The organism is Nocardioides zeae, assembly GCF_010686755.1.
Classification (GTDB): Bacteria; Actinomycetota; Actinomycetes; order Propionibacteriales; family Nocardioidaceae; genus Nocardioides; species Nocardioides zeae.
On sequence record NZ_JAAGXA010000001.1, the window covers coordinates 383,235 to 404,952 of the forward strand.

The 21,718-nt window shown below is 73.4% G+C and carries 19 protein-coding genes; all 19 read left to right on the forward strand.

Annotation, left to right across the window (positions count from 1 at the left end):
- Positions 1 to 24: 24 nt before the first annotated feature.
- The 19 genes from G3T38_RS01855 to G3T38_RS01945 all read left to right on the forward strand — a co-directional run bounded on the left by G3T38_RS01855 (position 25) and on the right by G3T38_RS01945 (position 21,686).
- Positions 25 to 1,686, forward strand: a complete 1,662-nt coding sequence (locus tag G3T38_RS01855; protein WP_163770353.1) for a UDP-N-acetylmuramoyl-L-alanyl-D-glutamate--2,6-diaminopimelate ligase — start codon at positions 25 to 27, stop codon at positions 1,684 to 1,686.
- Positions 1,686 to 3,143 (forward strand): UDP-N-acetylmuramoyl-tripeptide--D-alanyl-D-alanine ligase, encoded by a 1,458-nt coding sequence (locus G3T38_RS01860; RefSeq protein ID WP_163770354.1) that lies wholly within the window; start codon positions 1,686 to 1,688, stop codon positions 3,141 to 3,143. Before G3T38_RS01855 ends, G3T38_RS01860 begins: the two co-directional genes overlap by 1 nt.
- Positions 3,140 to 4,216, forward strand: a complete 1,077-nt coding sequence (gene mraY / locus G3T38_RS01865; protein WP_163770355.1) for a phospho-N-acetylmuramoyl-pentapeptide-transferase — start codon at positions 3,140 to 3,142, stop codon at positions 4,214 to 4,216. Before G3T38_RS01860 ends, mraY begins: the two co-directional genes overlap by 4 nt.
- Positions 4,198 to 5,709, forward strand: coding sequence for a UDP-N-acetylmuramoyl-L-alanine--D-glutamate ligase (gene murD / locus G3T38_RS01870; RefSeq protein ID WP_420846753.1), 1,512 nt, complete (start codon positions 4,198 to 4,200; stop codon positions 5,707 to 5,709). The genes mraY and murD overlap by 19 nt, the downstream gene beginning before the upstream one ends.
- A 44-nt stretch (positions 5,710 to 5,753) precedes the next feature.
- Positions 5,754 to 7,043, forward strand: a complete 1,290-nt coding sequence (ftsW, locus tag G3T38_RS01875; RefSeq protein WP_338037400.1) for a putative lipid II flippase FtsW — start codon at positions 5,754 to 5,756, stop codon at positions 7,041 to 7,043.
- A 115-nt stretch (positions 7,044 to 7,158) separates the two neighbouring features.
- Positions 7,159 to 8,247, forward strand: a complete 1,089-nt coding sequence (gene murG / locus G3T38_RS01880) for an undecaprenyldiphospho-muramoylpentapeptide beta-N-acetylglucosaminyltransferase (RefSeq protein ID WP_163770357.1) — start codon at positions 7,159 to 7,161, stop codon at positions 8,245 to 8,247.
- Positions 8,244 to 9,713, forward strand: coding sequence for a UDP-N-acetylmuramate--L-alanine ligase (gene murC, locus G3T38_RS01885; RefSeq protein WP_163770358.1), 1,470 nt, complete (start codon positions 8,244 to 8,246; stop codon positions 9,711 to 9,713). The genes murG and murC overlap by 4 nt, the downstream gene beginning before the upstream one ends.
- Positions 9,710 to 10,462 carry a cell division protein FtsQ/DivIB gene (locus tag G3T38_RS01890; protein WP_163770359.1) on the forward strand — a complete coding sequence of 251 codons (753 nt, stop codon included), beginning with the start codon at positions 9,710 to 9,712 and terminating at the stop codon, positions 10,460 to 10,462. Before murC ends, G3T38_RS01890 begins: the two co-directional genes overlap by 4 nt.
- A gap of 179 nt (positions 10,463 to 10,641) precedes the next feature.
- The gene (gene ftsZ / locus G3T38_RS01895) at positions 10,642 to 11,868 is read left to right on the forward strand and encodes a cell division protein FtsZ (RefSeq protein WP_163770360.1); all 1,227 of its coding nucleotides are present in this window, start codon (positions 10,642 to 10,644) and stop codon (positions 11,866 to 11,868) included.
- Between the two features lie 37 nt (positions 11,869 to 11,905).
- Positions 11,906 to 12,613, forward strand: a complete 708-nt coding sequence (gene pgeF / locus G3T38_RS01900; protein WP_338037401.1) for a peptidoglycan editing factor PgeF — start codon at positions 11,906 to 11,908, stop codon at positions 12,611 to 12,613.
- Positions 12,610 to 13,329 carry a YggS family pyridoxal phosphate-dependent enzyme gene (locus tag G3T38_RS01905; RefSeq protein WP_163770361.1) on the forward strand — a complete coding sequence of 240 codons (720 nt, stop codon included), beginning with the start codon at positions 12,610 to 12,612 and terminating at the stop codon, positions 13,327 to 13,329. Before pgeF ends, G3T38_RS01905 begins: the two co-directional genes overlap by 4 nt.
- 57 nt (positions 13,330 to 13,386) lie before the next feature.
- The gene (locus G3T38_RS01910) at positions 13,387 to 13,905 is read left to right on the forward strand and encodes a cell division protein SepF (RefSeq protein ID WP_163770362.1); all 519 of its coding nucleotides are present in this window, start codon (positions 13,387 to 13,389) and stop codon (positions 13,903 to 13,905) included.
- A gap of 9 nt (positions 13,906 to 13,914) precedes the next feature.
- Positions 13,915 to 14,217 carry a YggT family protein gene (locus tag G3T38_RS01915; protein WP_241728342.1) on the forward strand — a complete coding sequence of 101 codons (303 nt, stop codon included), beginning with the start codon at positions 13,915 to 13,917 and terminating at the stop codon, positions 14,215 to 14,217.
- 122 nt (positions 14,218 to 14,339) lie between these two features.
- Entirely contained in the window at positions 14,340 to 15,116 is a 777-nt protein-coding gene (locus G3T38_RS01920; protein ID WP_163770363.1) for a DivIVA domain-containing protein, read from the forward strand.
- A 322-nt stretch (positions 15,117 to 15,438) separates the two neighbouring features.
- The gene (locus G3T38_RS01925; protein ID WP_163770364.1) at positions 15,439 to 15,828 is read left to right on the forward strand and encodes a TraR/DksA family transcriptional regulator; all 390 of its coding nucleotides are present in this window, start codon (positions 15,439 to 15,441) and stop codon (positions 15,826 to 15,828) included.
- Positions 15,801 to 16,451 (forward strand): signal peptidase II, encoded by a 651-nt coding sequence (locus G3T38_RS01930; RefSeq protein WP_163770365.1) that lies wholly within the window; start codon positions 15,801 to 15,803, stop codon positions 16,449 to 16,451. The genes G3T38_RS01925 and G3T38_RS01930 overlap by 28 nt, the downstream gene beginning before the upstream one ends.
- Positions 16,448 to 17,380: an RluA family pseudouridine synthase gene (locus tag G3T38_RS01935; protein WP_163770366.1), complete on the forward strand. Its 933-nt coding sequence runs from the start codon at positions 16,448 to 16,450 to the stop codon at positions 17,378 to 17,380. Before G3T38_RS01930 ends, G3T38_RS01935 begins: the two co-directional genes overlap by 4 nt.
- 150 nt (positions 17,381 to 17,530) lie before the next feature.
- On the forward strand, positions 17,531 to 21,109 hold the full coding sequence (gene dnaE / locus G3T38_RS01940; RefSeq protein WP_163770367.1) for a DNA polymerase III subunit alpha: 3,579 nt from the start codon (positions 17,531 to 17,533) through the stop codon (positions 21,107 to 21,109).
- The gene (locus G3T38_RS01945; protein WP_163770368.1) at positions 21,102 to 21,686 is read left to right on the forward strand and encodes a hypothetical protein; all 585 of its coding nucleotides are present in this window, start codon (positions 21,102 to 21,104) and stop codon (positions 21,684 to 21,686) included. Before dnaE ends, G3T38_RS01945 begins: the two co-directional genes overlap by 8 nt.
- The last annotated feature ends 32 nt before the right edge of the window (positions 21,687 to 21,718 follow it).

The following is a 21,718-nucleotide window of genomic DNA, read 5'->3' on the forward strand; positions in this document are numbered from 1 at the left end:
CAGCGCACGTCCTAGGCTGCTCCGATGAGCTCGACACCCTCCCCGTCGGCGTCGGACGACCGGGCCGCGCTGCGTGCGGCGCGACCCCGCGACCCCGCCCCGGTGCCGCTGGCCGTGCTCGCCGCCGACCTCGGCGCCGCCCTCGCGGTCGGTGACGACCCGTCCGTGACGGGCCTCGCCGTCACGGGGGTCACCCTGAGCTCGGCCCGGGTCCTCCCCGGCGACCTGTACGTCGCGCTGCCGGGCGCCCGCGCCCACGGCGCCGACTTCGTGCCCGCCGCCGTGGCGGCCGGCGCCGTCGCCGTGCTGACCGACGCGGACGGGGCGGCGCGGGTGGCCGCTGCAGCCGCTGCCGCCGCCTCTGCCTCCGACGCGGGCCCGGTCGTGCCCGTGCTCGTCGTCGACCGGCCCCGGGCGGTGCTCGGCGCCCTGGCGGCGGCGGTGCACGACGCGCCGGCGGCGCGGATGGCGACGATCGCGGTGACCGGCACCCAGGGCAAGACGACGACGACGCGGCTCGCGGAGCAGGCGCTCACCGGCGCGGGCGTGCCCGCCGCGGTCATCGGGACGGTCGGCACGCGCGTGCTCGGCCGGGACGTGCCGACGGTGCTGACGACGCCCGAGGCCCCCGATCTGCACGGCCTCTTCGCCCGCATGCTCGAGGACGGCGTGCGGGTGTGCGCCATGGAGGTCTCGAGCCACGCGCTGGTGCTCGGCCGTGTCGACGGCGTCGTGTTCGACGTCGCCGTGTTCACCAACCTCGGGCGCGACCACCTCGACTTCCACGCCGACGTGGAGGAGTACTTCGCGGCCAAGGCCTCGCTGTTCACGCCCGAGCGCACGCGCAGGGCCCTGGTCAACGTCGACGACCCCTTCGGCCGCCGCCTCGTGGGGCTCGCCACGGAGGCGGGCGTGCCGGTCGTGACGTTCGCCCTGCGCGACCCGGCCGCGGACTGGCGCGCCGTCGACGTCGTGGCGGAGCCCGAGGGATCCCGGTTCACGCTGCTGGGGCCGGGCGGCCTGCGCGTCGAGACGGCCGTGCCGCTGCCGGGCGACTTCAACGTGGCCAACGCGCTGGCGGCGGTCGCCGCCTGCGTCGAGGCGGGGGAGGACCCGGCCGAGGTGGCGGCCGGGCTGGCCGCTTCGGCGGGCGTGCCCGGCCGGCTCGAGCGGGTGCCGACGACCCAGCCGTTCACCGTCGTCGTCGACTACGCCCACAAGCCCGACGCGGTCGCGGCCGCCCTCGGCACCCTGCGGCCGCTCAGCAGCGGACGCCTCGTCCTCGTCCTCGGTGCGGGGGGTGACCGCGACCCGGGCAAGCGTCCGCTCATGGGACGGATCGGGGCGGAGCTGGCCGACGTGCTCGTCGTCACCGACGACAACCCGCGCACCGAGGACCCGGCGGCCATCCGCGCCGCGGTGCTGGCGGGCGCGGCCGAGGTGCCCACGGAGGTGCGGGCCGACGTGCGGGAGATCGGGGACCGGCGGCTCGCCGTCCGGGCGGCGGTGGAGCTCGCTGGTCCGGGCGACATCGTCGTGCTGGCCGGCAAGGGCCACGAGACCGGCCAGGAGGTGCACGGCGTCGTGCACCCGTTCGACGACCGGGTGGTCGCCGCCGAGGAGCTCGACCGGCTCCCTCCCGCGGCGGACGACGCGGCCGACCCCGTGCAGGAGGACCGTCCCTGATGCTGCCCCTCACCCTGGCCGAGATCGCGTCCGCGACCGGTGGCCGCGTCGACCCGCCCGAGGCCGCCGACGTGCGCGTCACCGGGCCGGCCTCCCTCGACTCGCGCGACGTCCCCGACGGCGGTCTCTTCGTCGCCGTCGCCGGCGAGCGGGTCGACGGCCACGACTACGCCGCCGCCGCCGTGGCCGAGGGCGCAGCGGCCGTGCTGGCCGCGCGCGAGGTAGGCGTGCCGGCGGTCGTCGTGGCCGACCCGGCCGTCGCGCTCGGCCGTCTCGCCCGGACGGTGCTCGACCGGCTGCGTGCCGAGGGTGACCTGACGGTGCTGGCGATGACGGGGAGCCAGGGGAAGACGGGGGTCAAGGACTACCTGAGCCAGGTGCTCGGCGCCGCGGGACCGACGGTCGCGACGGCCGGCAACTTCAACAACGAGCTCGGTGTGCCCCTGACCGTGCTGCGGGCCGACGCCGGCACGCGCTACCTCGTGGTCGAGATGGGCGCCCGCGGCATCGGCCACATCGCCTACCTCTGCAGCATCGCGCCGCCCGACGTGGCCGCCGTGCTCAACGTCGGCACGGCCCACCTCGGGGAGTTCGGCTCCGTCGACGCGATCGCCCGGGGCAAGGGCGAGATCGTCGAGGCGCTGTCCGGCAGCGGGGTCGCGGTGCTCAACGCCGACGACGCCCGGGTCGCCGCGATGGTGGAGCGCACCCCGGCCCGGGTGCTGCACTTCGGCGAGGGGGCCGGCCCGGACGGCGTGGCGTGGCGGGGGCTGACGCTCGACGAGCTCGGCCGACCCGAGGTGGAGCTGGGCCACGGCGGCACGTGGCTGCCGCTGCACCTCGCGGCCTCGGGGGCCCACCAGGTGGCGAACGCCGCCGCCGCGGCGGCCATGGCGCTGGGTGCGGGGGTGGACCTCGACGTCGTCGTGGCGGGGCTGGCCGGGGCGTCCCCGCGCTCGCGGTGGCGGATGGAGGTCACGGAGCGGCACGACGGCCTGCTCGTGGTCAACGACGCCTACAACGCCAACCCCGGGTCGATGGCGGCCGCGCTCCGCACGCTGGTCGCGATCGCCGACCGGCGCTCGGTGGGACGCAGCATCGCCGTCCTGGGCGAGATGCTCGAGCTGGGGGAGACCTCCCGGGACGAGCACGTCGCGCTCGGGCGCGTGGCCGGAGAGCTCGGCGTCGACCTCGTGGTCGCCGTGGGGGCCGCGGACGGCGTCGGCGGCTGGATCGCCGACGCGGCGCGCGAGGCGGGGGCCGAGGCGCACCTCACGTCGACCCGGCACGAGGCGCTCGCCTGGTTGCGACACAATGTCTCGGCTCGCGACGTGGTGCTGCTCAAGGCATCGCGGGGCGGCGGGCTCGAGGTGGTGGCCGAGGGGCTGCTGGCGACGGCGGGCGACCGTGCCGAGGGCACGGGCGAGAAGGACCAACAGGAAGGACCGACGACGTGAGGGCGATCCTGCTCGGGGGTGGACTCGCGCTGGTGCTGTCCCTGCTGGGCACCCGGGTGGCGATCCGGGTGCTGTCCGCGAAGGGCTACGGGCAGGAGATCCGCGACGACGGGCCGACCTCCCACCACACCAAGCGCGGCACGCCGACCATGGGCGGCATCGTCATCATCGCGGCCGCGGTGCTCGGCTACCTGTTCGCCAAGCTGGTGACGTGGACGCCCCCGTCGGCGTCGGCGTGGCTGCTGCTCTTCCTCTTCGTCGGCCTCGGCATGGTCGGCTTCCTCGACGACTTCATCAAGATCTACAAGCAGCGCAGCCTCGGTCTGCGGAGCAAGGCGAAGATGATCGGCCAGACCGTCATCGCCCTGACCTTCGGCGCGCTGGCGCTCTCCCCGTGGCTGGAGTCGGCGGCGAACGGCCGCACCCCGGCGTCCAACCACGTCTCGTTCCTGCGGGACATCGCCTGGCTCGGTCTGCCCGCCGTCGTCGCGGTGCTGCTCATCTGGTTCATCATCGCCGGCACCAGCAACGGCATGAACCTCACGGACGGGCTCGACGGCCTCGCCGCCGGCGCCTCCACCATGGTCTTCGGCGCCTACACGCTCGTCTGCATCTGGCAGTTCAACCAGCTGTGCGGGCCGGGCCAGGTGAACGAGTACTGCTACGAGGTGCGCGACCCCCTCGACCTCGGCATCGTCGCGGCGGCCATCACCGGCGCCTGCTTCGGCTTCCTCTGGTGGAACGCCTCGCCCGCCCGGATCTTCATGGGCGACACCGGCTCGCTGGCGCTCGGCGGCGCCCTCGCCGGCCTGGCGATCCTGACGCGCACCGAGCTGCTGCTCGTCATCCTCGGCGGCCTGTTCCTGCTCGAGACGCTGTCGGTGATGCTGCAGGTCGGCTTCTTCAAGGCGACGAAGGGGCGGCGCCTGTTCCGCATGGCGCCGTTGCACCACCACTTCGAGATGCTCGGCTGGGAGCAGGTCACCGTCGTCATCCGGTTCTGGATCATCACGGGCACGTTCGTCGCGGCCGGCATGGGCATCTTCTACGCCGAGTGGGTGGCGAACCTGTGAGCGGCGTCCGCCGCGACCCCGCCGACCTCGGCCGCACCGACTCCTGGGAGGGCGTGCGCGCCGTCGTCGCCGGCTTCGGCGTCTCCGGCTTCGCCGCCGCGGACAACCTCAACCACCTCGGCGCCGAGGTGACCGCGCTCGACGAGTCGACGGCGGGCGACCGGCCCGAGAAGGCGGAGCTGCTCGAGGTGCTCGGGGCCACCGTGCGCCTCGGCCAGGGCGCCACGGCGGACCTCCCCGACGACGTCGACGTCGTCGTGACCTCGCCGGGCTGGCGACCGGATGCGCCCCTGCTGGCGCAGGCGGCCGCCCGCGGCGTACCGGTGTGGGGCGAGGTGGAGCTCGCGTGGCGGCTGCGCGACCCGGAGCGTCCGGCGCCGTGGATCGCGGTCACCGGCACCAACGGCAAGACCACGACCGTGCAGATGCTCGACGCGATCCTCACCGCGGCCGGGCTCCGGAGCGCCGCCGTCGGCAACGTCGGCCGCCCGGTCGTCGAGGCGGTGATGGACCCGGCCGGTTACGACGTGCTGGCCGTCGAGCTCTCCAGCTTCCAGCTGCACTACACGCGCTCGATGAGCGCGGAGTCCGCCGCGGTGCTCAACCTCGCCGAGGACCACCTCGACTGGTACGCCGACATGCGCGGGTACGCCGCGGACAAGGCGCGGATCTACGGGAACGTGCAGCGGGCCTGCGTCTACAACGTCGCGGACCCCGCCACCGAGCAGATGGTGCGCGACGCCGACGTGGTGGAGGGCGCGCGGGCGATCGGCTTCACGCTCGGCATGCCGGGCGTGGGGATGGTCGGCCTCGTGGAGGACATCCTGGCCGACCGCGCGTTCGTCGAGCAGCGCACCACGAGCGCGGCCGAGCTGTGCACCGTCGCGGACCTCGCCTCGCCGGCCCCGCACTTCGTCGCGAACGCCCTCGCCGCGGCCGCGCTGGCCCGCGCCCACGGGGTCTCGCAGCAGGCGGTGCGCGACGGCCTGCGGGCCTTCCGTCCCGACGGCCACCGCATCGCCGAGGTGGCGGTGCTCGACGGGGTGCGCTGGGTCGACGACTCCAAGGCGACCAACCCGCACGCGGCGCAGTCCTCCCTGCAGGCCTACGACCCGGTCGTGTGGATCGCGGGCGGCCTCGCCAAGGGCGCCCGGTTCGACGAGCTCGTCCAGTCGGCCCGACCGCGGCTGCGCGGCGCCGTCGTCTACGGCCAGGACCGTGCGGTGATCGTGGACGCGTTGACGCGACACGCGCCCGACCTCCCGCTCATCGTGCTCGACGAGCAGGAGACTGCCTCCGTCGGTGACCCCATGGCGGTGGTCGTCGACGCCGCCGCCCGGCTCGCCGAGCGGGGGGACACGGTGCTGCTGGCCCCGGGGTGCGCGTCCATGGACATGTTCGCGAACTACGGAGCCCGCGGCGACGCCTTCGCCGCCGCCGTGCGGCGGCGGGGCGGGCAGCAGCCGCCGGACGGACAGCAGGGGCTCGACTAGTCGCTCGCGGAGCGGCTCGACCTGGAGGGACGGGAAGGACACCGGTGACCACCACGCAGGAGCCTCCCGTCTCGACCGGACCCGCGACCGGACCCGCGACCGGACCCGCGACCGCCGGTGGTGCCGCGGCCCCGGCCGGTGGGCACGGCCGGCTGGACTTGAGCCGCGGCCTGGGCTGGGTCCACGCGGCGCGCAGCGCCCTCGGGCGTCCGCTGACGTCGTACTACCTGCTCCTCGGCGCCTCCGCGCTGCTCCTCACCATCGGCCTCGTCATGGTGCTGAGCGCCTCGAGCGTCTACGCCTTCAAGGCGACGGGCGACTCCTACCTCGTGGTCAAGCGCCAGCTCATGTGGGCGGTGATCGGGGTGGTCGTCGCGGCCGTCGTCGTGCGCATGCCGCCGCGGCTCGTGCGGCGCCTCATGTGGTTCCCCGGCCTGTTCGTGGTGGTCGCCCTGCTGCTGGCCACCCAGACGCCGCTCGGTGTCACGGTCAACGGCAACACGAACTGGGTGGCGCTCGGCCCCGTGCAGGTGCAACCGTCGGAGGTCGCGAAGCTGACGCTCGTGCTGTGGGCGGCGGACGTCTACGCCAACAAGGAGCGGCGTCTCGACCAGCTGCGCCACATGGTCGTGCCGGTCGTGCCGGTGATGCTCGTCATCGTGCTGCTGGTCCTGCTGCAGCGCGACCTCGGCACGGCGCTCGTCGTCATGGCCATCATGCTGGCGATGCTGTGGGTGGTCGGGTTCCCGGCACGCTACTTCGCGATCACGCTCGCGGGCATCGGGGTGCTGGCCCTGGTCCTCGCCTGGACGAGCGCGGAGCGCGTCAAGCGCATCACCAACTTCCTCGACCCCTTCAAGGACTTCCACGACGCGGGCTGGCAGCCCGCCCACGGCCTGTTCGCGCTCTCCTCGGGCGGTGTCTTCGGCCAGGGGATCGGGGCCAGCCAGCAGAAGTGGGGCGACCTGCCCGAGGCGCACACCGACTTCATCTTCGCCGTGCTCGGCGAGGAGCTCGGCCTGTTCGGCACCATGCTCGTGCTCGCGCTGTTCCTCACGATCGCCGTCGCGGCGATCCGGATGGCGTCGACCACCGCTGACCCGTTCGTGCGCTACGCGAGCTTCGGCATCGTGGTCTGGCTGCTCGGGCAGGCGATGATCAACGTCGGGATGGTGCTGACGCTGCTGCCCGTCATCGGCATCCCGCTGCCCCTCGTGTCCTACGGCGGATCGGCGCTCGTGCCGTCCATCGTCGCGCTCGGCCTGCTCATCTCCTTCGCCCGGCGCGAGCCGGAGGCCGCCGCGGCCCTCGCCGCACGCCGCCGCGGTCGCTGACCGCGCGGGGGCGTGCCCCCGCCGTCGGGGCGCACCCGCGAGACTGACCCCCGACCCCTGAGACCGACGACGAGGTCCGGCCCCCTGCCCGGACCGTGACCGAGGAAGGCCGATCATGCGCGTGCTGCTCGCCGGCGGAGGAACCGCCGGCCACACCTCGCCCCTGCTCGCGACCGCCGACGCGCTCCTGCGCCGCGACCCCGCGACCGAGGTGCTGTGCGTGGGCACCGCCCGCGGTCTGGAGACCCGGGTCGTGCCCGCCGCCGGGCACGAGCTCGCCCTGATCCCCCCGGTGCCGCTGCCGCGCCGTCCCGGGATGGAGCTGCTCCGCGTGCCGGGCCGCCTCCGGGCCGCCGTGCGCGAGGCCGGTGCGGTCATCGACCGGTTCCGCCCCGACGTCGTCGTCGGCTACGGCGGCTACGTCTCGATGCCGGTGTACGTCGCCGCGCGCCGCCGCCGGCTGCCCCTCGTCGTCCACGAGCAGAACGCGCTGCCGGGCATCGCCAACAAGGTGGGCGCCCGCGTCGCGGACCACGTCGCGGTCAGCTTCCCCGACACCCCGCTGAAGGGCGCGACGTACGTCGGCCTGCCCATCCGGCAGATGATCTCCACCCTCGACCGGGCCGCGCTGCGCGACGAGGCGCGCGCGGCCTTCGGGCTCGACCCGTCGCTGCCCACGCTGCTCGTGACCGGCGGCTCCCAGGGCGCCCGTCGGCTCAACCAGGCGGTCGCCGCGTCGTCCCGCGCGCTGGGGGAGGCCGGCGTGCAGGTGCTGCACGTCGTCGGCCCGAAGGGCGAGGCGCAGCCCGATCCCGTCGCGGGCGTCCCCTACGTCGTGGAGCACTTCGTGGAGCGGATGGACCTGGCCTACGCGAGCGCCGACCTGGTGCTCTGCCGGTCGGGCGCCTCCAGCGTGACGGAGGCCGCGGCCGTGGGCCTGCCGGCCGTCTTCGTGCCGCTGCCGATCGGCAACGGCGAGCAGGAGCTCAACGCGCGTCCGGTGGTGGACGCCGGCGGCGGGCTGCTCGTGTCCGACGCCGCGCTGAGCGCTGCGTGGATCGCGGCCACCGTGCCCGGTCTCGCCACGGACCCGCAGCGGCTGGCCGGGATGGGGGCCGCGGCAGCGGCACTGATCCCGCGCGACGCCGACGAGCGGCTGGCCGCCCTGGTCGCCGAGGCGGCCGGACGGGGGCGCACGCGATGAGGATCCCGGTCCCGGAGCAGATCCTGCCCGCCGAGGAGCTGGGCCGCGTGCACTTCGTCGGCATCGGCGGTGCGGGCCTCTCGGCCATCGCACGCATCATGCTGGCCCGGGGGATCAGCGTCTCGGGCAGCGACGGCGCGGCCTCGCCGACCCTCGACGCCCTCGCCGCGGCCGGCGCGCGCGTGCACGTGGGGCACGCGGCCGAGCAGGTCGCCGACGCCGACACCCTGGTCGTCTCGACCGCGGTGCGCGAGGACAACCCGGAGGTCGTGGCGGCCTACGCGCGGGGGCTGCGCGTGCTGCCCCGCTCGGCCGGGCTCGCTGCGGTCATGGCCGATCGCCGGGTCGTGGCCGTGGCCGGCACGCACGGCAAGACCACCACGACGTCGCTGCTCACGACCGCGCTCGTCGCGGCGGGCGCGGACCCGTCGTACGCCGTCGGCGGGGAGCTGGCCCAGCTGGGCACCAACGCCCACGACGGGGCCGGCCGGGAGTTCGTCGCCGAGGCCGACGAGAGCGACGGGGCCTTCCTCGTCTACAGCCCCCACCTCGCCGTGGTCACCAACGTGGACGCCGACCACCTCGACGTGTGGGGGAGCGAGGAGGCCTACCGGGCCGCCTTCGAGCAGTTCCTCGACCGGATCGAGCCGGGCGGCACGCTGGTCGCCTCCGCGGACGACGCCGGCGCCGCGGCCCTCCTGGCGACGGCCCGGGAGCGCGGCATCCGGGCCGTCGGCGTGGGGGAGTCGCCCGCGGCCGCGTGGCGCATCCACGACGTGTCGTTCGCCGGGACGCGCTCGACCTTCGCGCTCACCGGTCCCGACGGGGCGGACGCCCTCGGCCCGGTGACCCTGCAGATTCCCGGTCGCCACTACGTCGTCGACGCGGCCCTGGCCCTGACGGCGGGTCTCCTGCTGGGGCACGACGCGGACGCGCTGCGCTCCGGCCTCGAGTCCTTCACGGGCACCCGGCGGCGCATGGAGGCCAAGGGCGAGGCGGCCGGTGTGCGGGTCTACGACAGCTACGCGCACCACCCCCAGGAGATCGTGGGCGACCTCCAGGCCGCGCGCTCCGTCGCTGGCGAGGGCCGCCTCCTGGTCGCCTTCCAGCCGCACCTCGTCTCCCGCACCCGCATCTTCGGCACGGCGATGGGCACGGCCCTCGGAGCCGCGGACGAGGTCGTCGTCGCCGACGTCTACCTCGCGCGCGAGGAGGCCGACCCCGCGGTGACCGGTGCCCTGGTGGCCGGCGCGGTCCCGCTGCCCGCCGACGCGGTCGCCTTCGTACCGCGGCTCGACGACGTGGCCGCCGAGCTCGTCCGCCGCGCGCGGCCGGGCGACCTCGTGCTGACCCTGGGCGCGGGCGACATCACCACCGTCGGCCCGATGGTGCTGGCGGGGCTGGCTGGGCTGGCCGGGCTGTCCGGGCTGTCAGGGTCCGGGTCCGGGGACGTCGGCTCGGCATGAGCCCCACCTCGACCCGCTCCCGGGGGGCGGACGACGACACCCGGCAGCTCTTCCTCGAGCGGCGCCGGCGGGCGCGCTGGTCGCCGTGGCGCTGGGTCGCGGGCGTGGTGGTCGTCCTCGGCCTCGTCGCGGCCGCCCTGTGGCTCGTGTTCTTCTCGTCGGTGCTCGCGGTCGACGAGGTGGAGGTCAGGGGCACCGACGTGCTCGGCGCCGCCGACGTGCGCACGGCCGCCCGGGTGCCCGAGGGGCGGCCGCTGGCGCGTGTCGACGTCGCCGGGATCGAGCGTCGCGTCGAGGCGCTCGCGGCGGTGCGGGACGCGACCGTCACCCGTGCTTGGCCCGACGGCATCCGGATCGATGTCGTCGAGCGGGTCGCCATCGCCGTCGTGGTGCGCGGCACGACCGCGCAGGGCATCGACGCCGACGGCGTGGCCTTCCGCACCTACGAGGAGGCCCCGACCGACCTCCCGCTCGTGGAGCTCGGCGAGGGTGCCGACGACGAGGCCGTCGTCGAGGCGGCGCGGGTCGTCGCGGCGATGCCGGCGGCCACGGCCGCCCAGGTCGCGAGCATCTCCGTCACCTCGGTCGACCAGATCAGCCTGACGCTGCGCGACGGCTCCACCGTGGTGTGGGGGAGCGCGGAGGACTCCGACGCGAAGGGCGAGGTCCTCGCCGTGCTGCTCGCCCAGGACGACCTGGACGTCGAGGAGTACGACGTCAGCGTGCCGGCCCGCCCCACCACGCGCTGACGCGGGAATCGCGACGCGCCACGCCGCGACACGCGGCGTGCCTCCCGGAACGGGACCCGACGAGAACCTACTGTCGTCGGAACGACGAGGTTGACATAACTCTAACCCTCAGGCTGAGGGTGAAGGTTGAGACCTCGATCCTGTCCCACCACCCCCGAGAACGTGAGAGGCGAGCCGCCGTGGCAGCTGCGCAGAACTACCTGGCCGTGATCAAGGTCGTCGGCATCGGCGGCGGCGGCGTCAACGCCGTCAACCGGATGATCGAGGTCGGCCTCAAGGGCGTCGAGTTCATCGCCATCAACACCGACGCGCAGGCGCTGCTCATGAGCGACGCCGACGTGAAGCTCGACATCGGTCGCGAGCTCACCCGCGGCCTGGGCGCGGGCGCCAACCCCGACGTCGGCCAGCAGGCCGCGGAGGACCACTCCGACGAGATCGAGGAGGTCCTCAAGGGGGCCGACATGGTCTTCGTGACGGCCGGCGAGGGCGGCGGCACCGGCACGGGCGGCGCGCCCGTGGTGGCGCGGATCGCCCGCTCGCTCGGCGCGCTCACGATCGGTGTGGTCACCCGTCCCTTCATGTTCGAGGGCCGCCGCCGCGCGGGCTCGGCCGAGGAGGGCATCGCCGCGCTGCGGGAGGAGGTCGACACCCTCATCGTGATCCCCAACGACCGGCTGCTGTCGATCAGCGACCGGAACGTCAGCGTCCTCGACGCCTTCAAGCAGGCCGACCAGGTGCTGCTCCAGGGTGTCTCCGGCATCACGGACCTGATCACGACGCCCGGCCTCATCAACCTCGACTTCGCCGACGTGAAGTCCGTCATGGCCAACGCCGGCTCCGCGCTCATGGGCATCGGCTCGGCGCGCGGCGACAACCGCTCCGTCGAGGCGGCCGAGATGGCTGTCTCCTCGCCGCTGCTCGAGGCGTCCATCGACGGCGCGCACGGCGTGCTGCTGTCGATCTCCGGCGGCTCCGACCTCGGTCTCTTCGAGATCAACGAGGCCGCCGCGCTCGTCGCCGACGCGGTGCACCCCGAGGCCAACATCATCTTCGGTGCGACGATCGACGACGCGCTCGGCGACGAGGTCCGCGTGACGGTCATCGCCGCCGGGTTCGACGGCGGCCAGCCCAAGAAGCGCGAGGAGGGCGCGGCCCTCGGTCGTTCCCGCACCGAGGCCGCCCCGGCGGCTCCGCAGGCCCCGGCCCGTGCCGAGCAGCGCCAGGCCCCGCCGGTGCCGCAGCAGGCGACGTACGCGCCCTCGCCGGCCCCGCAGCAGCAGCCCCGTCCGCTCCCGCCGCAGCCGCAGGAGCGCCCCAGCGTGCCCGTGGGCGCGCAGCGCCCGGCGCAGCCGGCCCCGCAGGTCGACTTCGAGGACGACCTGGACGTGCCCGACTTCCTCAAGTGAGGTCGTGCGCGAGGTCGACGGAGGGAGCCCCGTGTTCGTGGCACGCACCCGTGTCGGGCGGGTCGAGGTGGCGTTCACCTCGGCCCGCTCGGGCGCGCGCCCGCTGAACCTGGCGTTGGCGGGCACCCCGCCCGCAGCGGTCGGGGACGTCGCGGCCGACCTCGAGTCGGTACGCCGAGCGCTCGGCGCCGACCGCGTCGAGGGCATGCACCAGGTGCACGGTGCCGACGTCGCGCGGGTGCCCGCCGAGGCCTCCGACGCGCCGGTGCCGCAGGCCGACGGCCTGGTCACGGACGCGACGGGGGTGGCGCTGCTCGTCCGCGTGGCTGACTGCGTGCCCGTGCTGCTCGCCGACGTCGACGCAGGTGTGGTGGGGGCGGCGCACGCGGGCCGGGAGGGCGTGCGGGCCGGCGTGGTGCCGGCGACGGTCGCGGCCCTGCGCGACGCGGGAGCCCGGGACGTCCGCGCCTGGATCGGTCCCCACGTGTGCGGACGCTGCTACGAGGTGCCGGTCGCGATGCGGGACGAGGTCGCCGAGCGGATCCCGGCCGCGGGTGCCACGACCTCGTGGGGCACGCCGTCCCTCGACCTCGGGGCCGCCGTGCGGGTGCAGCTGGCCGACGTCGGCGTGACCGAGGTCGAGCACCTGGGCCTGTGCACGATGGAGCGTGAGGACCTGTGGTCCCACCGCCGCGACGGAGCGGCCGCGGGTCGGCTGGCCGGGATCGTGCAGGTGGTCGCGTGAGCGCCCGACGGGCCGAGCTCGCCGCGGCCCTCGCGGCGGTGCGCCGACGGGTCACCGACGCGGCGGCCGCCGCGGGACGGGCACCGGACGACGTGGGCCTCGTCGTCGTCACCAAGTTCTTCCCGGCCTCCGACGTGCGCGACCTCGCCGACCTCGGCGTCCGCGACGTCGGCGAGAACCGCCATCAGGAGGCCGAGGCGAAAGCCGCCGAGTGCGCCGACCTGGACCTGCGCTGGCACTTCATCGGCGGGCTCCAGAGCAACAAGGCGGCCGCGGTCGCGGCGTACGCCGACGTGGTGGAGTCGCTCGACCGGGCCAAGCTCGTCGGTCCGCTGGCCCGGGGCCGGGCCGCACGGCTCGACCGCGGCGAGGCGGAGGGGCCGCTGGACTGCCTCGTGCAGGTGAGCCTCGACGCCCCCGGGGCCGAGCACCGGGCGGGGTGCCCGCCCGATCGGCTGGCGGAGCTGTGCGAGCGGGTGGCGGACGACGAGCACCTGCGCCTCGCGGGCCTCATGGCCGTGGCACCGCTCGGCGAGGAGCCGGCGGCGGCCTTCGACCGCCTCGCCTCGTGCGCCGCCCGCGTGCGGGCGGACCACCCCGGCGCGACGACCCTGTCCGCCGGCATGAGCGGCGACCTCGAGGAGGCCGTCGCGGCAGGTGCGACACACGTGCGTGTCGGTAGCGCGGTCCTCGGGGCGCGGCCTCGTGTCCAGTAATGTCCGAATCGACCGGTGTCACCCGTGGCGACACCCAGAACACCTGAGGAAGTCAGTATGAGCGGCGCCATGCGCAAGATCGGTGAGTACCTCGGTCTGGTCGAGGACCCCGGGTACGACGACTACGACGAGCTCGAGGAGCGGGCCGACGACCGCGAGGAGGTGCGCGAGGAGCGCCCCGTGCGTCGGCGCACGCCCGAGCCCGTCGCGCAGCAGGCCGCGCCCGTCGCCGACCTGGCCGAGCGTCGGCGCGTGCAGGTGGCGCCGGTGCCGGCTCCGGCGCCGTCCTCCGTCGAGCTGTCCAAGATCGTGACGCTGCACCCGCGCACCTACAACGAGGCGCGCGCGGTGGGGGAGAACTACCGCGAGGGCGTCCCGGTCATCATGAACCTCGGGGACATGGACGACGCGGACGCCAAGCGCCTCGTCGACTTCGCGGCGGGCCTCATCTTCGCCACCCGCGGCGACATCGAGCGCGTCACCAGCAAGGTCTTCCTCCTGTCCCCGCCCAACGTGACGGTCGCCGCCGAGGAGAAGCAGCGGATCGCCACGAACGGCTTCTTCAACCAGAGCTGACGGGTCGTCTTGGCACTCAACGTCATCGGGCAGGTCGTCCACGCGATCCTGTTCGTGTTCATCGCCATGATGTGGATCCGGTTCGTGGTGGACTGGGTGCAGGTCTTCGCCCGCTCGTGGGAGCCCCGCGGGCCGCTGCTGGTGGTGCTCGAGGTCGTCTACTCGACGACGGACCCGCCGATCAAGGCCCTGCGCAAGGTGATCCCGCCGCTGCGTCTGGGAAGCATCTCGCTCGACCTCAGCTTCCTCATCGTGCTGGTGGGCTGCTTCCTGCTCCTCGAGGTCAACCGGCAGACCCTGCTCGCGGCGTGAGCCGCGGCGGGTACCGTGGGACCCGAGTGCCCCACGAGGCGCTAGTGTTGCGCCGACTTCACGTATCTGACTGATGCAATTGACTCTGTTTCTGCAAGCCGACGAGATGAATGGGTGTGGTCATGCCACTGACGCCTGAGGACGTGAGCAACAAGCGCTTCACTCCTGTCCGGCTCCGCGAGGGCTACGACATGGGAGAGGTCGACCAGTTCCTCGACGAGGTGGAGGCCGAGCTCGCCCGCCTGACGAGGGAGAACGAGGACCTCCGCGCGAAGCTCGCGGCGGCGCAGTCCAGCGCCTCGTCCGCGCCGGCGCCGGTCTTCGAGAAGGCCCCGGAGCCCGCTCCGGTCGCCGCGCCGACCCCGGCGCCCGCGCCGGTCGTGCAGGCCGCTCCGGCCGCCGTCCCCGCGGCCGCGACCGCCGGTGGCGTCGAGACGATCCGCGTCGAGACCGTCCCGCAGGCGTCCAACGCCGCGGCCCGTCTCCTCGAGATCGCCACGCGCAACGCCGACGAGCTCGTCGACGAGGCGAAGAACGAGGCCGACCGGATCATCGGCGAGGCCCGCACGAAGGCGGAGCGCCTCGAGTCCGAGGCCAAGGGCAAGTCCGACCGCCTCGAGGCCGACGCCCGCAAGCGCTCCGAGATGCTCGACGTCGAGACGGCCGAGCGTCGTCAGCAGATGTTCGGCGAGCTCGAGCGCGAGCGCGACAAGCTCAACGGCGAGGTCGACCGGCTGCGGTCGTTCGAGCGGGAGTACCGGTCGCGGCTCAAGACCTACTTCACGCAGCAGCTCGAGGCCCTCGGCGGCCCGCAGGAGTCGCAGCCCGTCTCCGACGTGCCGTCCTCGGCGGCTGCGCCGAAGCGCCTCCGCTCCATCCTCGGCGACGACGAGGCCTGAGCCCCGCACCGCCAGCACGACGCCCCGCGACCGTCCCGGTCGCGGGGCGTCGTCGCGTCTCGGGGTCGCGGCCCGGCGGGCCGGGGTCGGGCCGTTCGGGGAAAACGCGGACCGGTGGGGGACGGGCCCGAAGGAAACGCGGACCGGCCGGGCGCTCTGCTCGGCGTGTCGGGGCCCGGGGTCCGCGTTTTCTTTCGCCTGCTGGGCAGCCCGTCCGCGTTTTCTTTCTTTCCCCGGACACCTCCTTGAGCCCACCGCGACCGACGGCTAGGGTCCCCACACCCCGGGGGCGGCCTGCCCGCGACGGACGAGAGGGTTCGTGATGGCGGAAGCGGTCGTGGGCGAGGAGCCCTGGACCCAGGCGGAGGCCGACCAGGTGGTGGCCGAGCTCGAGGCCCAGCGGGCGGAGCTGGCGTCCCAGGTCGCTGCCCAGGAGCAGGAGCTCGCGGGGCTCTTCCGCGACGCGGGCGACGGTGCCGGACCGGACGCCGCGGACCTGGGTACGGCGACGTTCGAGCGCGACCACGAGCTGACCCTCGTCTCGGGCGAGCGCGATGCCCTGGCGCAGATCGAGCGGGCCCTGGCGCGGGCCCGCGACGGCAAGCTGGGCCTCTGCGAGAGCTGCGGGCAGGCCATCCCCAAGATGCGCGTGGTCGCGTTCCCGCGTGCCACACTGTGCGTGTCATGCAAGCAGCGCGAGGAACGTCGCTGAGCTCCGGCTCGGGCGACCACGAGAGCCGTCCCGGTCCCGACGACACCTCCTCCGGAGGCGCTGTCCGGCGCTCGCGCCGACGGGTCTGGCCCGTCTTCGCGGTGGTCGCGTTCGCGGCGTACCTGCTGGACCTCACCACGAAGCAGCTCGCCCTGACGCACCTGCAGGAGGCCGACGGCTCGCGTCCGCGGGTCGACCTCGTGGGGGACCTCCTGGGTCTCCAGCTGGCCTTCAACCCGGGCGCGGCGTTCAGCATGGGCGAGGACTTCACGGTCGTCATCTCGTGCGTCGCGATCGTCGCGACCGTGGTCGTGCTCGTCGTCAGCGCCCGGCTGCGCAGCCCGCTGTGGGCCGTCGCGCTCGGCATCCTGCTCGCTGGCATCACCGGCAACCTGACCGATCGGCTGTTCCGCGACCCGGCGCCGTTCCACGGCCACGTCGTCGACATGATCGAGCTGCCGAACTTCCCGATCTTCAACGTCGCCGACATGTGCATCAACGTCGCGGCCGTGCTCATCGTGGTGCAGGCGTTCCGCGGCGTACGCGTCGACGGCAGCCGCATCGAGGAGACGGAGAAGGGCGCGCCCGACGAGGCCGACGAGGCCGTGGAGCGCGACGCGTGAGCGGCGACCGCCGCGTCGTCCTGGTCCCGGAGGGCCTCGCCGGCGAACGGGTCGACGCCGCGATGGCCCGCATGTTCGGGTTCAGCCGCAGCCGCTCCGCCGAGCTGATCGCCGAGGGGCACGTGGTGCTCGACGGCACCACCGTGGCCAAGTCGGAGCGCGTCCGCGCCGGCGCGATGCTCGAGGTCGAGATCCCCGTGGTCGTCGACCCCCTCGCGGTCGTGCCCGAGATCGTCGAGGGCATCGGGATCATCCACGACGACGACGACATCGTGGTCATCGACAAGCCGGTCGGCGTCGCGGTGCACCCGTCGCCGGGCTGGCGCGGGCCGACGGTCGTCGGGCACCTGGCCGGGGCCGGCTTCCGCATCGCCACGTCGGGCGCCTCCGAGCGCCAGGGCATCGTGCAGCGTCTCGACGTCGGCACGTCGGGCGTCATGGTGATCTGCAAGTCGGAGTCGGCCTACTCGATCCTCAAGAACGCGTTCCGCCGCCGCGAGATCGAGAAGGTCTACCACGCGCTCGTGCAGGGCCACCCCGACCCGCACACGGGCACCGTCGACGCGCCCATCGGTCGGCACCCGCGCTCGGACTGGAAGTTCGCCGTGATGTCGGACGGCCGCGCGAGCGTGACGCACTACGCGACCCTCGAGGCCCACCGCTTCGCCAGCCTGCTGGAGATCCACCTCGAGACGGGGCGCACCCACCAGATCCGCGTGCACATGTCGGCCCTCAAGCACCCCTGCGTCGGCGACCTGACGTACGGCGCGGACCCGACCCTGGCGCGCCGCGTCGGCCTCGAGCGGCAGTGGCTGCACGCCGTGCGCCTGGGGTTCGTGCACCCGGGCACGGGGGAGCCGGTGTCGTACGAGTCGCCGTACCCCGCAGATCTCGCCGACGCGCTCGAGGTCGTCCGCGAGGCCCACTGACGCCTCGTCCCCAGGGGCGGCGCGGGGGTCTCAGGACTGTCGGCGGAGGGTGCCATCCTCGGTCCCGGTGGTCACGTAGTCTGACGTCCTTCCCCGTGGCTCCCGCTCGTCCCCGTCCGCCCTCGTCCGTCTAGGAGCGCGCTGACCCTCATGGCCGCCGGATCCGACTCGTTCGTCCACCTGCACGTCCACACCGAGTACTCGATGCTCGACGGCGCGTCCCTCCTCGACGGCCTGTTCTCGCGCGTCGTCGACCTCGGGATGCCCGCGATCGCGATGACCGACCACGGCAACCTGCACGGCGCCTACGACTTCTGGTCGAAGGCCCGCAAGCACGGGGTCAACCCGATCATCGGGATCGAGGCCTACCTGACGCCGCAGACGCACCGCAGCGAGCGGCGCCGGGTGCGGTGGGGCAAGGGCGACACCAAGGAGGAGAGCGGCAACGACGTCGCCGGTGGTGGTGCCTACACCCACATGACGATGTGGGCGCAGAGCACGGAGGGCATGCACAACCTCTTCCGCCTGTCGTCGAAGTCGAGCCTGGAGGGGTACTACTACAAGCCGCGCGCCGACCGCGAGCTCCTGCAGACCTACGGCCAGGGCCTCATCGCCACGACGGGCTGCCCGTCGGGCGAGGTCCAGACGCGGCTGCGCCTGGGGCAGTACGACGAGGCGCGGCGCTCGGCCGCCGAGTTCCAGGACATCTTCGGCAAGGAGAACTTCTACCTCGAGCTGATGGACCACGGGCTCGACATCGAGAAGCGGGTCCGCGACGACCTGCTGCGCCTCGGCAAGGACCTCGGCATCCCGCCCGTCGCGACCAACGACTCCCACTACAACAACCCGGAGGACGCGGACGCCCAGGACGCGCTCATCTGCGTGGCGTCCGGTCGCCGGCTGGCCGACCCCAACCGGTTGAAGTTCGACGGCGGCGGCTACTACATCAAGTCGGCCGCCGAGATGCGCGAGCTCTGGGTCGACAAGTACGACATGAAGGAGGCCTGCGACAACACGCTGGCCATCGCCGAGCGCTGCTCCGTGGAGTTCACGGAGTCGACCGGCGGCTACATGGCGCGTGCCGACATCCCGGCCGGCGAGACCGAGGACTCCTGGTTCCGCAAGGAGGTGTGGCGGGGCATCGAGTCGCGCTACCCGGGCGACAAGCTGACGGACGAGGTCCGTGCGCGCGTCGAGATGGAGCTCGGCGTCGTGCAGGCGAAGGGATACTGCGGCTACTTCCTCGTGGTCGCCGACTTCATCCAGTGGTCGAAGGACAACGGCATCCGCGTCGGCCCCGGCCGCGGCTCCGGTGCGGGCTCGATCGCGGCGTACGCGCTGCGGATCACCGACCTGTGCCCGCTGGAGCACGGCCTGATCTTCGAGCGGTTCCTCAACCCCGAGCGCCCCTCGATGCCCGACTTCGACATCGACTTCGACGAGCGTCGGCGCACCGAGGTCATCCAGTACGTGGTCAACAAGTACGGCTCGGAGTACGTGGCGTACATCGCGACGTTCGGCCGGATCAAGGCGAAGCAGGCCATCAAGGACGCGGCGCGCGTCCTCGACTACGGCTTCGCGGTCAGCGACAAGATCACCAAGGCGCTGCCCGCCGACATCATGGGCAAGGGCGTGCCGCTGAAGGAGCTCTTCAACGAGGGCCACAAGCGGTACAACGACGGTGGCGAGTTCCGCGAGCTGCACGCCTCCGACCACGACGTGCGCACCATCTACGAGACCGCGGTCGGCCTCGAGGGCCAGATCCGCCAGTGGGGCGTGCACGCGGCGGGCGTGATCATGTCGAGCGCGCCGCTCATCGACGTCGTGCCGATCATGAAGCGCGAGCAGGACGGCGCGATCATCACGCAGTTCGACTACCCGATGTGCGAGTCGCTCGGGCTGGTCAAGATGGACTTCCTCGGTCTGCGCAACCTGACGGTCCTCGACGACGCCGTGCGCAACATCGAGATGAACCGCGGCGAGAAGGTCGTGCTGGAGGACCTGCCGTTCGACGACCCGGCGACCTACGACCTGCTGTCCCGCGGCGACACGCTCGGCGTCTTCCAGCTCGACGGCGGGCCGATGCGGGCGCTGCTGCGCAGCATGCGGCCCGACAAGTTCGCGGACATCTCCGCCGTCGGCGCGCTGTACCGCCCGGGGCCCATGGGTGCGGACTCCCACAACAAGTACGCGCGGCGCAAGAACGGCCGGGAGCCGATCGAGCCGATCCACCCCGAGCTCGAGAAGCCGCTCGAGACGGTGCTGGGCGAGACCTACGGCCTGATCGTGTACCAGGAGCAGGTCATGGAGATCGCCCAGGTGCTGGCCGGCTTCAGCCTGGGACAGGCCGACAACCTCCGTCGCGCGATGGGCAAGAAGAAGAAGGAGGAGCTCGACAAGCAGTACGCCGGGTTCCAGGGCGGCATGCTGGAGCGTGGCTACTCGCAGGCCGCCATCACGGCGCTGTGGGAGATCCTGCTGCCCTTCTCCGACTACGCGTTCAACAAGGCGCACTCGGCGGCGTACGGCGTGGTGTCCTACTGGACGGCCTACCTCAAGGCGAACTACCCGGCGGAGTACATGGCGGCCCTGCTCACCTCGGTGAAGGACGACAAGGACAAGTCGGCCATCTACCTCAACGAGTGCCGGCGCATGAAGATCCAGGTGCTGCCGCCGGACGTCAACGAGTCCTCCCACAACTTCACCCCGGTCGGCACCGACGTGCGCTTCGGTCTCACGGCCGTCCGCAACGTGGGCGCCAACGTGGTCGACCAGATCGTGCGGGCGCGGGAGGAGAAGGGCCGCTACACCGACTTCAACGACTTCATGTCGAAGGTGCCGCTGCAGGCCTGCAACAAGCGCGTCATCGAGTCGCTCATCAAGGCCGGGGCCTTCGACGACATGAAGCACCGTCGCCGGGCGCTGGTGGCGGTCCACGAGATGGCGGTGGACCAGTACGTCGACATCAAGAAGAACGAGGCCATCGGTCAGGACTCGCTGTTCGGCGGGCTGGACGACGCCGACGGCGACGGCGGTGCCTTCGGCGTGACGGTGACGCTGCCGGACATCGACGAGTGGGACAAGATGACGCTGCTGGCGCACGAGCGCGACATGCTCGGCCTCTACGTCTCCGACCACCCCCTCATGGGCCTCGAGCACGTGCTCGCGCAGGGCACGGACACGACGGTCGGGCAGCTGCTCCTGGGGGAGGACCGCTCCCACGGTTCCCGGGTCACGGTCAGCGGCCTCGTGACCTCCGTGCAGCGCAAGATCACGAAGAAGGGCGACGCCTGGGCGACGATCACGCTGGAGGACCTGGAGGGCGGCATCGAGGTGCTGTTCTTCCCGAGCTCCTACCAGCTCGTGGCCCAGCACCTCGCGCCCGACTCGATCATCCGGGTCACGGGGACCCTGTCGCGCGACAAGGAGCAGCCCGAGATCCGGGGGCAGGAGGTCAGCGTCCCCGACCTCAGCGACGGCCCCAGCGGTCCCGTGGTGGTCTCGATGCCGTCCACGCGCTGCACGGCCCCGGTCGTGGCCCAGCTCAAGAGCGTGCTGGGGGACCACCCCGGCATGACCGAGGTGCACCTCCGCCTCCTGACCCGCGGCACGACGACCCTGCTGCGGATCGACGACCGCCTGCGCGTGACCCCGAGCCCGGAGCTGTACGCCGACCTGAAGCAGCTGCTGGGGCCGGGTTGCCTCGCGGTCGCCGACTCCCGTGGCTGACCACGGCGCCGGGCGTCCGGTCACCCACCGGGCCGGACGGGCCGCCGGTCTGCGCGCCGACGCGGTGGCGGTCCTGCGTCTGGTGCACGTCGCGGCCCAGCTCGGTGTGATCGGTGCCCTGGTCTGGGTCTGGTGGTGGCACCCCGGCTCGGGCGTCGCGTCCGGAGGCGAGTTCTACCCGCGGGTGACGAGCATCGAGGGCACGATCACCGGCACGGCGGCCTACCTCGTGGTGGCAGCAGCCGCCGGCGGCGTGCTGGGGGCCGTCGCCGCGTGGTGGAACCGGGACCGCCCCTGGGTGGGGCTGCTGGGGGCCGTGCTGGCGGCTGCGGTGGGCGGCCTCGTGCTCGCGTGGCTCGGGCACCTGCTCGGTCCGGAGGACCCGGTGGCCGTCGCAGCGCGCAGCGCCGACGGCACGAAGGTCCCCTACGAGCTGGTCGTCGAGGGCCGGGGGGCGTACTTCGCCATGCCCGCCGGCGCGGCCACCGTCGTCGCTCTCGCCCTCCTCCTGGTCCGGGACGGTCGCCGAGCGGTCGGCGAGGAGCAGGCGGACACCCGCGGGTCGGTCCACGCGTGAAGCCGGCGCTGCCGGGGTAGGCACTCGTGGGT

Excerpts from the sequence above, each read along its gene's own strand:
- murG (WP_163770357.1), top strand. The coding sequence starts at position 7,159 with ATGCGCGTGCTGCTCGCCGGCGGAGGAACCGCCGGCCACACCTCGCCC.
- G3T38_RS01920 (WP_163770363.1), top strand. The coding sequence starts at position 14,340 with ATGCCACTGACGCCTGAGGACGTGAGCAACAAGCGCTTCACTCCTGTC.
- G3T38_RS01860 (WP_163770354.1), top strand. The coding sequence starts at position 1,686 with ATGCTGCCCCTCACCCTGGCCGAGATCGCGTCCGCGACCGGTGGCCGC.
- dnaE (WP_163770367.1), top strand. The coding sequence starts at position 17,531 with ATGGCCGCCGGATCCGACTCGTTCGTCCACCTGCACGTCCACACCGAG.
- G3T38_RS01855 (WP_163770353.1), top strand. The coding sequence starts at position 25 with ATGAGCTCGACACCCTCCCCGTCGGCGTCGGACGACCGGGCCGCGCTG.
- G3T38_RS01925 (WP_163770364.1), top strand. The coding sequence starts at position 15,439 with ATGGCGGAAGCGGTCGTGGGCGAGGAGCCCTGGACCCAGGCGGAGGCC.
- murC (WP_163770358.1), top strand. The coding sequence starts at position 8,244 with ATGAGGATCCCGGTCCCGGAGCAGATCCTGCCCGCCGAGGAGCTGGGC.
- G3T38_RS01890 (WP_163770359.1), top strand. The coding sequence starts at position 9,710 with ATGAGCCCCACCTCGACCCGCTCCCGGGGGGCGGACGACGACACCCGG.
- G3T38_RS01930 (WP_163770365.1), top strand. The coding sequence starts at position 15,801 with ATGCAAGCAGCGCGAGGAACGTCGCTGAGCTCCGGCTCGGGCGACCAC.
- G3T38_RS01910 (WP_163770362.1), top strand. The coding sequence starts at position 13,387 with ATGAGCGGCGCCATGCGCAAGATCGGTGAGTACCTCGGTCTGGTCGAG.